The sequence below is a fragment of the Paenalcaligenes hermetiae genome (assembly GCF_039543645.1).
Classification (GTDB): Bacteria; Pseudomonadota; Gammaproteobacteria; order Burkholderiales; family Burkholderiaceae_B; genus Paenalcaligenes; species Paenalcaligenes hermetiae.
Genome location: NZ_BAABKD010000007.1, coordinates 93,114 through 106,238 on the forward strand (window position 1 = coordinate 93,114; position 13,125 = coordinate 106,238).

Here is a 13,125-nt window from a genome sequence, read left to right on the forward strand (position 1 = left end):
TATGCTATTTTTATTATCTCCTGCTAAAAAACTGGACTATGATTCGCCAGTGCGTACAACCTTACATACGCAACCGCAATTCATTCCCCAAGCTCAAGCTTTGATTTCAGTCTTACGAGAGCAAACGCCAGAGCAAGTGCAAAAACTAATGAAATTAAGCGATGCGTTAACTACGCTGAATGTACAACGCTATGCGGATTGGTCACCTGAGTTTTCGCTGGATAATGCGCGTCAAGCGATTTTGGCTTTTGATGGGGACGTTTACGAGGGGTTACAAGCGAAAACGCTATCCGATGCACAACTGCAATGGGCGCAGCAACATGTTTTGGTGTTAAGCGGTCTTTATGGGGTGCTACGACCTTTGGATTTAATGCAGCCATATCGGCTAGAGATGGGCACACGGCTTGCTACACCTCAAGGCAAAAATCTCTACGAGTACTGGGGGAGCCAATTAGCGACCTATATCGATCAGCATTTTGCTCAACAGGCTGATCCGAATCCGGTGGTAGTGAATTTGGCGTCCAACGAGTATTTCAAAGCGGTGGATACCAAATCATTACGCGCTTCAGTAGTGGAGTGTGTTTTCCAAGATCAAAAGGGCGAGGATTGGAAAATCATCAGCTTTTATGCCAAAAAAGCGCGTGGGCTGATGGTGCGCTATGCCATTGATAACCAAGTGCAACATGTGGAGGAGCTACAGGGGTTTAATAGCGATGGCTATCGTTATACCCCCGAAGTATCTACAGCGACGAAGTTGGTTTTTCGTCGACCGGAATCGGTTTAAGTAGATCTAGCTGGGTGGGGGTGGGTGGTCCAGAGCTCAATACTAAGCCGCGCATATCTTGTCGGATCAGCTGTGCGGCTTTTATCATTTGTCGTAATGGATAAGCTAGCATTGCAAAATCCCCCTCCGTCTCTAACGACCCCACTGGTGGTGCATCGGCATTATTTAGCTCACGCTCAATAGCTACCAGCGCCGTTTCTATCCCTGGGGGGATCTCTGTTAATGAGGCCAGCAGCGGGACAGCGGCACTGATTTGGGATGCCAGCACATGGTTCTGGATTAATAAATTATTCAATAAGGCCACATTATATTGGCGGCTAGTGGGCTCATTCATCATGCGATAAAAGCCCGAGGCAAAATTACTAAAGGCTACGTGCACATTACGACGCGCCAGTTGCCATTGGGTGTCGGCTTCATTTAAGTCATATTCCAGTTTCGCAAGCGTGTCCGGGCTAAGCGCCAGTGCCTGAGCTGCGGAATGGGGCGTGGTGGTTGCTGCATTGTATTGGCGTTGAAGCGCTGCATAGTGCAGCCCGGTTTGTAAATAGTTTTTATTTGCACCTAGAGCTTCGTTAGCAAAATTGCTCATGGAATTGGACTCCCACCATGGCAACACATAACTGCAAATAAGGGCAATCACACTACCAATAATTGTGTCGAGGAGTCTTTCACCAATTACAAAGCTACCCTCGGTATGTAAAAACTGGAACGACACCAAAACAAAAATGGTGTTAAATACCGCGGAGAGCATAAAATTCATCTGGACAAGGCTGTTACCCAAAATATAAGCAAACAGCATAATGACAAAATACACATCCAGATTAGAGGTGAATCGAAATAGGAAAAAAGTTAGCGCGCAACCCAGTACAGTGCCGATCAGTCGCCAACTATTGCGTTGTTTGGTTAATGCAAAGCCGGGTTTTAAAATAACTAAAGAGGTCAAAATAATCCAATGGCTGTACGAAGTCATTGCATTTAGGATCTCAATATTCGGTGAGAAATAAGCAACGACAGTGGGGACGGTTAAGCCCAATAACGTGGCACAGCTAACCCGCACAGCATAGCGAAAACTCGAAGAATCCCAACGTAGGTTACTCGTTAGCATGCCTAGGCGAATTTCCTCGCGGGATAAAAAGCGGCTTAACGATTTTTCTAGATATTGATCCAATGGAATATCTGTGCTGGGGCTACGGGTCTGCGCTGCCATATGATCGATGGTTTTTTGGGCATTGCGCAAGCGCCTTAGAATCTGTACTAAAAGCGCATAAATCTCCGGCTCTTCGCGGTTGAGTCCACTTCGTTTATAACGCTCTAACTCATATTCCATTGCCCGTAGTTCTGCTTTGACGCTTTGGCGCTGTTTGGTTTTACGATGGCGCGATACATTTAGAGCGATATGTCCTACATCTAAGGCCATTTTAAACAAGGCATCGCGCGCAAAAATCATAAAATCGCTGTCCGCCATTCGACGCCGTAAATTGGCATAGTCGGTGTGGGTGGCAACCATCGAATCCAACAAGCTAATCATATTTACAAAAAGGCTGAGCAGCGCGAGACGGTGTGTTTCAGCATGGCCTTTTCCGCCTCGGGGTAATTCGCGTAAAACCATGTCTCGTGCTGCTTGGTGAGCCTCTGTCATATCGGCTTGGATACGAATTAAATCACGATAGTTAGCATCCAGATCGGTGTCAGGATCGTAAAAACGAGAGCGCCGCACCATGTATTCGGCTGTGGAAAACAAGGCAACGGATAAGGTGCGTCGTTCTTCTCGGTAGAGCAGAACTTGTCTGAATAAACTGCTGAATAAAAAATAAAAAAAGGCGCCGCTACCCGAATACAACGTATGGATGAAGACCTCGTTTGGACTCATAGGAAAGCGTAAGGTCAACGCCATTAATAGCAAGCACGCAAAGCCAATGAGCCCGCCGCGCTTACCAAAAACATTGAGCATGGAATACACAAAGCTCAATATCGGCACAAGCAACCAAATTAGGAGCGGTGAAGAAGAGCTTAGCCCGGTAATAAAGACAGTGAATGTACCTAAAGCTGCCGCGCCCAGCATTTCATTACTGCGATAGCGCCGTGGCCCACCCGGCTGGTCGACAATAGCTACGCAGAGTGCGCCCATGGAGATCACCACCCCAATGTCATACAGCTTAAAAAAGCCACCCAGAATGGTAACAGGGAGCAATACCCCTAATGATTGTCGCAAGCCACCCAGTAAATAATGACTGTAGATAAAACGCTGTAATGGAGGGATGGGCAATAGCATAGAAGTGGATATCTTCCCCGCTTTAAGAGGCGGCGTTTTAGGGCGAGCTAATTTAAAAATACCTAAGGACTAAGTATACCTAGAGACGTAATTTTTAGGGGAGCCAAAGGAATGAAAAAGCCAGTGAGCCATCAGGACCTAAGTCCAAAAGTACAAGGTGTTTTATATCGGCTTGAGGGAAATCCCTGCTTGTGTAAAAGGGGGCTTGGCGTGATTGTATGACTAATCAACTTTTATAAAACGTGTTTATCAACACAACAGGAGACATCCTATGCGTATAAAAAAATGGGCGGTAGGGGCAGCAGCAGGTCTGATTTCATTAACGGCTTTGGTGTCAGGAGCGGTGCAAGCACAAAAAGCGCAATTTGTGAATGTGTTAACAGGGGGGCAGAGCGGAGTTTATTACCCATTGGGTGTGGCGTTATCGCAGTTGTATGCGCAAAAAATCCCAGGGGTTAAAGCCATAGCGCAAGTTACCAAGGCTTCAGCAGAGAACATGAATCTTTTACAAGCCGGAAGAGGAGAGCTGGCTTGGGCTTTGGCGGATTCCGTGTCGGATGCCTGGAAAGGTAATGCCGAGGCCGGTTTTACGAAAAAATTAGATAAATTACGCGGTTTATCGGCAACGTATAACAATTACATTCAAATTGTGGCCAATGCTGAAGCGGGGATTCAGTCTTTAGAAGACTTAAAAGGCAAACGAATTTCGGTAGGTGCGGCTCGCTCTGGTACAGAGCTGAATGCGCGGGCAATTTTTAAAGCGGCTGGTTTAAGCTATGACGATTTTTCCAAGGTGGAATATTTACCTTTTGGAGAATCGGTGGAGCTAATGAAAAACCGGCAGTTGGATGCCACCTTGCAGTCGGCCGGATTGGGCGTTGCCTCCATTCGAGACTTAGCTACGGCAGTTAAAATCGTCGTAGTGCCCGTGCCACACGAGGTGGTAGAAAAGGTGGGGGATGCGGCCTATCAGCCTGCTGTGATTCCAGCGAATACCTATGCCGGTCAAACCGAGGATTTACCGACTGCAGCTATTCCTAATTTTCTGGTGACCCATTCTGGGGTATCAGATGAGCTGGCTTATGAGATGACCAAGGTCTTGTATGAAAACCTTGACGTACTACAGTCTTCACATAATGCAGCTAAAGCGATTCGTATAGAAAACGCGGTAAATGGTATGCCTGTGCCCATTCATCCGGGAGCGGAGCGTTACTACAAAGAAAAAGGCATCATGCAATAAAGCTTTGTCTTGTTTTTAGCTCATCAGGAGACCGCTATCCAACGGGTCTCCTGCACTAAGCCATACAAAAAGGTCGGTTTCATGACACAAGATCAAAGTACAACCGCTACCCCGTTAACAGGCTGGGTATTTGGCATTGCGGTTTTGTTTTCAGCGTTCCAAATTTACACGGCTGCTTTTAGCCCCATGTCGAGCCAAGTCATTCGAGCCTTACATGTTGGGTTTGTGCTGTGGATGGTATTTAGCCTGTATCCCTACTTTTTTGGGCGACGAGTGCCATGGCTAGGGGCAGGATTTGGGTTAGTAGGGTTTGTTTTTAGTTTTTATCATTGGGTGTTTGAGTCGGACCTGACCGCTCGAGCAGGAGAAATGACACAGACCGATATGATCGTGGGCATTGTGTTGTTGGTATTGGTATTTGATGCCACGCGGCGGGTGATGGGGCTGGCTCTACCGTTGATTTGTGCGTTGTTTTTACTCTATGGCTTATTTGGCGAGTATTTACCAGGGCCTTTTATGCATAGAGGATATGGTTTTGATCAAATTATAAGCACATTAAGTTTTGGCACTGAGGGTATTTATGGAACGCCTACCTATGTGTCTTCGACGTACATTTTTTTGTTTATTTTATTTGGTTCCTTTTTAGAGCGGGCGGGCATGATCACGTTATTTAGTGATTTCGCGATGGGTACGGTCGGACATAGTCGCGGGGGACCCGCTAAGGTTTCTGTAGTGAGCTCAGGGCTAATGGGCACGATTAATGGTTCCGGTGTAGCAAACGTGGTGACCACGGGACAATTTACCATTCCTTTGATGAAGCGTTTTGGCTATTCTCCCTCGTTTGCTGGGGGCGTAGAGGCCACATCCAGTATGGGGGGGCAGATCATGCCACCAGTGATGGGTGCCGTGGCGTTTATTATGGCTGAAACCATTAATGTGCCCTATGTGGAGATTGTTAAGGCCGCCATTATTCCAGCGATTCTTTACTTTTTTACGGTATTTTGGACGGTGCATTTGGAAGCGGGTCGCAAGGGGTTAGACGGTTTACCGAAGTCAGAGTGCCCAAATCCATGGGCTGCTGTACGTGAGCGATGGTATTTGCTGATTCCTCTCGTGGGCTTAGTTGCCTTGTTATTCTCGGGTTATACGCCCTTGTTTTCAGGGACAGTAGGCTTGGGTTTAACTGTGATTTTGATTTTTGGCTCTGCGGTCATTACAGGTGTCTCCAGACGCTCACTGCACTATTTGTTTTGGGTGTTACTTGCTTTAGCGTGCAGTGGTTTTTTGCAGTTTGGCGTGATCAGCTTTTTTGTGATTGTTGCTGTACTGGTAGCGCTTTTGCTGTGGCGTCGCACGTCTGAGCCGGTTTTAAAAGAATCCATACTTTCCTTAGCGGATGGGGCACGTCATGCTTTACCCGTCGCCGTGGCCTGCGCGCTGGTTGGTGTCATCATTGGCGTGATCAATTTAACCGGTGTGGCCGCCGAATTCGGTGGGCAAGTGATCGCCATCGGGCAAGATAATTTATTGCTGGCCCTGTTTTTAACTATGGTGACATGCTTGATTTTGGGCATGGGGATTCCGACTATTCCCAACTATATTATTACTAGTTCGTTGGCGGCTCCGATTTTACTTAAGCTTGGCGTACCGCTGATTGTGTCCCACATGTTTGTTTTTTATTTTGGCATCATGGCGGATTTAACCCCACCAGTGGCGTTGGCGGCATTTGCAGCGGCTCCTATTGCAAAAAGCACAGGCTTAAAAATCAGTTTTCAAGCCATACGGGTAGCGATTGCCGGCTTTGTTGTGCCTTATATGGCTGTGTATGCGCCAGCATTGATGCTGCAAAACTATAGCCATTTTGGCGAAGTCATATTTGTGCTTGTTAAAGCCGTACTGGCCATTGTGCTGTGGGGGGCGGGCGCCACCGGGTTTTTGTTAACACATTTAAACTGGCTTGAGCGTATTTATGTTGTGGCCGCTGCTGCGTTGTTGGTATGGGCAAATCCGGTTTCTGATCAAATCGGGGCTGTAGCAACGGTATTGTTTTTTATTTGGCATGGGTGGCGGGTACGCCGGCACAAATTAGGAACACCGCCTTTATGCAATTAGGTGTCTGTTTGCAGTTGGCGGCAGCGTTGCATATACCTCCGGTTTTTATCCCTAGTGCAGATTTTGTTTTGTCTTGGACACATTCGATTGAAAAACAGCGCTGGGAAGAGCATTATCGAGTAGAGTATGACGCCGATCAGAAACAACCTGTACTCAAAGCGCTCAAAACACGGATACGGGGCTCCGCGGCAGGGATGGAGCCACCCGAGCAGTCGTATTGGGAGCAGGGTTGGTACGTATATCAGCCCTTAGCACCTACACCGCAAACGCTTCCTTTGATGCGCTCAGAGTTTACGCCAGATTATGAGTGGTGTGACTCATCGGGTTGTTTGCCCTTATCGGCGTATATGCCGCGCGACGGCGGTGTAACGTTATTGAGCCCTTGTATCAAAGCTATAGAACATAACCAATAACGGAGACAAGAACCGTGACAGAACAACGACAAGCCCCTTTGACTGGGATCCGTGTCTTAGATTTAACCCGCGTTTTAGCTGGGCCTTGGTGTACCCAAAATTTAGCGGACTTAGGTGCCGAGGTGATTAAAGTCGAGCGCCCACAAAGCGGTGATGATACCCGAGGCTGGGGGCCGCCTTATCTGCGAGACCAAAAGGGGCAAGACACGACCGAGGCGGCTTATTATGCTGCAGCGAACCGGAATAAAAAATCCGTCACCATTGATATGTCTACTACGGCAGGAGCCCACGCCATCCGTGAGCTTGCGGCACAGTGCGATATTTTAGTTGAAAACTTTAAAGTGGGCGGATTAAAAAAATATGGGTTGGATTATGAAAGCCTACGAGCCGTGAACCCGCGCTTGATTTATTGCTCGATTACAGGTTTTGGTCAAAATGGGCCTTATGCCACTCGCCCTGGTTATGATTTTATGATCCAGGCGATGGGGGGCTTAATGAGCATCACCGGGGAGCGAGATGATCTACCTGGTGGGGGCCCACAAAAAGCGGGGGTGGCGGTGGCGGACTTGATGACTGGTATGTATGCCACCGTTGGGGTGCTAGCTGCGCTTTATGAGCGCCAGCGTAGTGGTTTGGGACAGCATATTGATATGGCACTATTGGATTGTCAGGTAGCGATGCTAGCAAACCAAAATATGAATTATTTAGCTTCAGGGCAACCGCCTACACGCACGGGTAATGCTCACCCCAACTTGGTGCCTTATCAAGTATTTAGTGTCGCCGATGGGCATATGATTGTAGCGGTAGGAAATGACTCTCAATTTAAAGCATTTACTCAAGCGATAGGGCTGCCGACGTTAGCCAAGGATCCACGTTTTGCCACTAATCCTGAGCGAGTCCGCCACCGCGATCAACTGATTCCTTTACTAGCAGAGCAACTCCAACAGCGGCCTCGCGATGAGTGGTTGGTTTTGTTTGAATCGGTAAATGTGCCGGCTGGCCCCATCAATACGTTAGATCAGGTCTATGACAACCCACAGGTGCAAGCACGGCAAATGAAAATCACCATGGATCACCCTTTGGCAGGACCAGCTCACTTTGTAGCCAGCCCCTTACGGTTTTCGGCGAGTCCTGTACGCTATGACACCCCCCCACCTTTGCTGGGGGAACATACCCAACAGGTGTTATCGACATGGTTGGGGCTGTCCGAGGCACAAATACAAGCGCTACAAAATTAAAGCGCATTAACTTTTACGACTAAAGGAGTCATTATGTCTGTGAACCCAACCTTTCATTGGGAAGATCCATTACTTTTGGATTTGCAGCTCAATGAGGATGAACGTATGGTGCGTGATGCTGCCTATGCGTACGCCCAAGAAAAGTTACTTCCTCGGGTACTAGAGGCTTTTAGAAATGAGCAAACGGATCCCGCTATTTTTCAGGAAATGGGGGAGCTAGGTTTATTAGGGGCGACGATACCGGAAACATATGGTGGGGCAGGTTTAAATTATGTGTCCTATGGTTTGATTGCGCGAGAGGTAGAACGCGTTGATTCGGGTTATCGCTCCATGATGAGCGTGCAGTCATCGTTGGTGATGGTGCCGATTTATGAGTTTGGTTCCGAGGAGCAAAAACAAAAATACTTACCTAAACTTGCGCGTGGTGAGTGGGTAGGTTGTTTTGGTTTAACAGAGCCGAACCATGGTTCGGATCCGGGGGCGATGGAGACACGCGCTAAAAAAACCGCTGACGGTTATGTTTTACATGGAAATAAAACGTGGATTACTAACTCCCCTATTGCTGATGTGTTTGTCGTTTGGGCCAAAGTCGTGGGCGGTGAGGACGACGGCAAAATCCGTGGCTTTATTTTAGAAAAAGGCATGAAGGGGTTATCGGCTCCAGTGATTCATGGCAAAGTTGGTTTGCGTGCCTCCATTACTGGGGAAATAGTAATGGATGGCGTAGAAGTCGGTGCTGAGCATATGTTGCCTAAGGTCGCGGGCTTACGTGGACCCTTTACGTGTTTGAATTCGGCGCGCTATGGAATTGCTTGGGGGGCATTGGGTGCGGCAGAAGATTGTTGGCACACCGCACGTCAGTACACATTAGATCGTAAGCAGTTTGGGCGCCCATTGGCCGCTAATCAACTTATTCAGAAAAAGCTTGCGGACATGCAAACCGAAATCACCTTGGCGCTTCAAGGGTGTTTGCGCTTGGGGCGTATGAAAGACGAGGGGATCGCGGCGGTAGAAATTACCTCAATTATGAAGAGAAACTCGTGCGGCAAGGCATTAGACATCGCGCGGTTAGCGCGAGATATGCTAGGGGGCAATGGGATTTCTGACGAGTTTGGTGTAGCGCGTCATTTGGTGAATCTAGAGGTGGTAAATACCTATGAGGGTACCCATGATATTCATGCGTTGATTTTGGGACGAGCGCAAACAGGACTGCAAGCCTTTTTTTAAAAAATAACGCAATTCCTTTGTAGTAAAAAAGCCAGTTTTTCACAGGATGCTGGCTTTTTTCGCTTTTTACTCCCTTTGTTGTAAAAACACGTTACGATGTAGGTTTTGCTTTGCACAATACCAACATGCGATGGCTTAGGGTTGCTTAGGGTGAACCAAACGGGTTATTCTATTTGATTCATTCTTACCAGAATGGATAATAGGCTAAGTTTTACGGTTATCCGCCTGTTAATTTGCGCCTTTTTACTGCTGCTGGCCGCGTCACAAGCGTGTGGTGCCGAGCTTTCGTTTCAAGCTATACGCACTGTTTGCGTGCTTGCCGTGTTCCACAGAGTGCAGACGGCTCTGTAATGTGTTTAGGTGGAAAAGCTCAGTGGGCTTTAAAGCGCTAAATCATGTTGCTGTAGCTGGTCCAGACTCCGGCTTAGGTGCCAGGTGGGATATTCGAGCAAAACCTGAAAGGAAATATTTATATTATGGAACTCAATGGCGCCGATATCGTAGTTCGCACGTTGGCCGAAGAAGGGGTGGAGCATGTTTTTGGTTACCCCGGCGGTGCGGTTTTATACATCTACGATGCGATATTCAAACAAGACAAATTTCGTCATATCTTAGTTCGTCATGAACAAGCTGCAGTACATGCTGCAGATGCTTATTCCCGCTCCTCTAACAAAGTCGGCGTGGCTTTAGTGACCAGTGGCCCCGGGCTAACGAATGCCGTAACAGGCATTGCTACCGCCTACATGGACTCAGTGCCTATGGTGATTATCAGTGGCCAAGTCGGCACACAGGCTATTGGCGAGGACGCTTTCCAAGAATGTGATGCGGTCGGTATCACCCGCCCCTGTGTTAAGCATAACTTCTTAGTACGTGATGTACGAGATTTGGCGGATATTATTCGCAAAGCCTTCTATATTGCTAAAACGGGTCGTCCTGGTCCGGTGCTTGTCGATATCCCTAAAGACATTACCGTAGCAATGGCGCGTTATACGCCTAAACGGGGCGAGCCTAAACTACGCTCCTACATGCCCGTCACTAAAGGCCATCAGGGGCAGATCAAAAAAGCCGCGCAGCTGCTCGCTCAGGCTGAGCGCCCCATGGTATATGTGGGCGGTGGTGCTATTTTGGGCGATGCTTCTGAGCAGGTCAATAAACTGGTTAAGCTCACCGGGGCCCCGTGTACAACCACGCTCATGGCTTTGGGCGCTTTTCCCGGCTGCGATGATCAGTACGTAGGTATGCCCGGTATGCACGGCACTTACGAAGCCAATATGGCCATGCAGCATTGTGATGTGTTGATTGCGGTGGGCGCACGTTTTGATGATCGTGTAATCGGCAATCCCCGTCATTTTGCTCAAGTACCACGCAAAATCATCCATATTGACATTGATCCGTCTTCAATTTCAAAACGGGTTAAAGCCGATGTTCCCATTGTTGGTTGTGTCAAAGACGTCCTAACCGAATTAAACGAGTTTTACGCCCAAACCAAATCTGCCTCGAATGCGAAAAAAACCGCATTGGCCAAATGGTGGCAGCAGATCAATGAGTGGCGTGGCGTAAAAAGCCTATCCTACGAAAAATCCGATAGCGTCATTAAACCACAGTCAGTAGTAGAAGCGCTTTGGGAAGTCACTGGCGGCAACGCTTTTGTGACCTCAGACGTTGGACAGCACCAAATGTGGGCCGCACAATACTATCGCTTTAACCACCCACGCCGTTGGATTAACTCTGGCGGATTGGGGACGATGGGGGTTGGCTTGCCTTACGCCATGGGGGTACAAATGGCGAACCCAGATGCCGATGTGGCTGTGATCACTGGTGAAGCCTCGATTCAGATGAATATTCAAGAGCTTTCCACCTGCAGTCAGTATCGCCTTACACCCAAGATTTTATGCTTAAATAACCGCTATTTAGGTATGGTGCGTCAATGGCAGGAAATCGATTATGGTTCCCGTTATTCTGAATCGTACGTGGATGCTTTGCCTGATTTCACAAAGCTAGTCGAAAGCTATGGGCATGTAGGCTTACATATTGAGAGCCCCTCGGATGTGGTGCCAGCCATTCGCGAAGCTTTTACCAAGCATAAAGACCGTTTGGTATTTATGAACTTTATTACAGACCAAACCGAAAACGTATGGCCTATGGTAAAAGCGGGCAAAGGCCTCACGGAAATGATCCTTAGCGCTGCCGACCTAGAGGGGGACGAATAATGAAACACGTAATCTCTATCCTGCTCGAAAACGAACCCGGCGCGTTGTCTCGTGTGGTAGGCTTGTTTTCTGCTCGTGGCTATAACATTGAAACCCTCACCGTCGCGCCAACAGAAGACGATACACTATCGCGCATGACTATCGTCACCATTGGTTCAGACGAGGTCATCGAGCAAATTACAAAACATTTAAATCGTTTAGTGGATGTGGTCAAAGTCGTTGATCTATCCGAGGGTCCCCATGTAGAGCGTGAGCTAATGCTCATCAAGGTCCGTGCTGTAGGTAAAGAGCGCGAAGAACTGAAACGTTTAGCGGATATTTTCCGTGGGCGTATCATCGATGTAACGGACAAAACCTATACGATTGAATTAACTGGGGTGCAGGAAAAAATATCCGCCTTCATCCAAGCCATCGATCGCAGTGCTATTCTTGAAACGGTACGTACCGGTGTCTCAGGTATTAGCCGTGGCGAACGAATTTTAAAGCTATAACGCTGTAGTAAGCAGATTACACAAATTAATTTGGAGTTATCCATGAAAGTTTTTTACGACAAAGACTGCGATCAGTCTTTAATTAAAGGCAAAAACGTTGCCATCATCGGTTACGGTTCCCAGGGCTACGCGCATGCGAACAACTTAAATGACTCGGGTGTTAACGTAACGGTTGGTCTACGTAAAAGCGGTGCCTCCTGGGCAAAAGCCGAAGCCGCTGGCCTTAACGTAAAAGAAGTGGCGGATGCCGTTAAAGATGCCGATGTGGTCATGATCCTACTGCCTGACGAAAATATTGCAGAGGTTTACCGCACCCAAGTAGAGCCCAACATGAAAGCCGGTGCCGCGTTGGCTTTTGCACATGGTTTTAACGTTCACTACGGTCAAGTTGTACCCCGCAAAGACGTGGATGTAATCATGGTGGCTCCTAAAGCCCCTGGCCATACCGTACGTGGTACTTACCAGCAAGGCGGCGGTGTGCCCCATCTGATCGCTGTATATCAGGACGTATCAGGTGCTGCTCGTGATATCGCGCTTTCCTATGCCAGTGCTAATGGCGGTGGCCGTGCTGGTATTATCGAAACCAACTTCCGTGAAGAAACCGAAACTGACTTGTTTGGTGAGCAGGCGGTTCTTTGTGGTGGTGCGGTTGAGCTCATCAAAGCCGGTTTTGATACCTTGGTCGAAGCAGGTTATGCCCCCGAAATGGCATACTTCGAATGCTTGCACGAACTCAAGCTCATCGTGGACTTGATCTACGAGGGTGGTATTGCCAACATGAACTACTCCATTTCCAATAACGCGGAATACGGCGAGTACGTAACTGGTCCTAAGATCATTACCGACGAAACGCGCAAAGCCATGCGTGAGTGCTTAACCAATATTCAAAATGGTGAGTACGCGAAAAACTTCATTCTTGAGCACGCTGCCGGTGCGCCATCCATGACAGCACGTCGTCGCATTAACGAAGAGTCCCAAATTGAAAAAGTGGGTGCTCAGTTACGTGCGATGATGCCTTGGATTGCAGCTAATAAACTAGTAGACCAAAGCAAGAACTAATTTTGCTGGTCACTATTAAAAACCTCCGCCACCTAAAATGGCGGAGGTTTTTTTGTCGCTTGGTCTGATTGGCGTTAAA

At 48.0% G+C, this 13,125-nt stretch carries 10 protein-coding genes; 9 read left to right on the top strand and 1 reads right to left on the bottom strand.

The genetic code is table 11. The annotated features are described in order from the left end of the window. The first annotated feature begins 1 nt into the window (after nt 1). Entirely contained in the window at nt 2–784 is a 783-nt protein-coding gene (gene yaaA / locus ABD980_RS04275) for a peroxide stress protein YaaA (protein ID WP_300648239.1), read from the top strand. Here yaaA and ABD980_RS04280 read toward each other — a convergent pair. Next, on the bottom strand, nt 741–3,056 hold the full coding sequence (locus ABD980_RS04280) for an FUSC family protein (protein ID WP_345369852.1): 2,316 nt from the start codon (nt 3,054–3,056) through the stop codon (nt 741–743). The two genes, yaaA and ABD980_RS04280, sit on opposite strands and share 44 nt — an antisense overlap. Before the next feature lie 271 nt (nt 3,057–3,327). Here ABD980_RS04280 and ABD980_RS04285 point away from each other — a divergent pair, with 271 nt between their 5' ends. From ABD980_RS04285 to ilvC, 8 genes are all read left to right on the top strand, one after another. Further along, nucleotides 3,328–4,296, top strand: a complete 969-nt coding sequence (locus ABD980_RS04285) for a TAXI family TRAP transporter solute-binding subunit (RefSeq protein ID WP_345369855.1) — start codon at nt 3,328–3,330, stop codon at nt 4,294–4,296. A gap of 81 nt (nt 4,297–4,377) precedes the next feature. After that, nucleotides 4,378–6,408 carry a TRAP transporter permease gene (locus ABD980_RS04290; protein ID WP_345369856.1) on the top strand — a complete coding sequence of 677 codons (2,031 nt, stop codon included), beginning with the start codon at nt 4,378–4,380 and terminating at the stop codon, nt 6,406–6,408. Further along, nucleotides 6,399–6,821 (top strand): DUF1850 domain-containing protein, encoded by a 423-nt coding sequence (locus ABD980_RS04295; RefSeq protein WP_345369859.1) that lies wholly within the window; start codon nt 6,399–6,401, stop codon nt 6,819–6,821. The genes ABD980_RS04290 and ABD980_RS04295 overlap by 10 nt, the downstream gene beginning before the upstream one ends. Nucleotides 6,822–6,835: 14 nt before the next feature. Next, complete coding sequence (locus ABD980_RS04300; protein ID WP_345369861.1) at nt 6,836–8,059, top strand: CaiB/BaiF CoA transferase family protein; 1,224 nt, start codon at nt 6,836–6,838, stop codon at nt 8,057–8,059. A 33-nt stretch (nt 8,060–8,092) separates the two neighbouring features. After that, the gene (locus tag ABD980_RS04305; RefSeq protein WP_345369863.1) at nt 8,093–9,286 is read left to right on the top strand and encodes an acyl-CoA dehydrogenase; all 1,194 of its coding nucleotides are present in this window, start codon (nt 8,093–8,095) and stop codon (nt 9,284–9,286) included. Nucleotides 9,287–9,762: 476 nt separating this feature from the next. Then, on the top strand, nt 9,763–11,496 hold the full coding sequence (gene ilvB, locus ABD980_RS04310) for a biosynthetic-type acetolactate synthase large subunit (protein ID WP_260649884.1): 1,734 nt from the start codon (nt 9,763–9,765) through the stop codon (nt 11,494–11,496). Continuing rightward, a complete protein-coding gene (ilvN, locus tag ABD980_RS04315) occupies nt 11,496–11,987 on the top strand; it encodes an acetolactate synthase small subunit (protein WP_260649883.1) in 492 nt (163 codons plus the stop codon). The genes ilvB and ilvN overlap by 1 nt, the downstream gene beginning before the upstream one ends. A 15-nt stretch (nt 11,988–12,002) precedes the next feature. After that, the gene (gene ilvC, locus ABD980_RS04320; RefSeq protein WP_260649979.1) at nt 12,003–13,046 is read left to right on the top strand and encodes a ketol-acid reductoisomerase; all 1,044 of its coding nucleotides are present in this window, start codon (nt 12,003–12,005) and stop codon (nt 13,044–13,046) included. Nucleotides 13,047–13,125 lie beyond the last annotated feature (79 nt).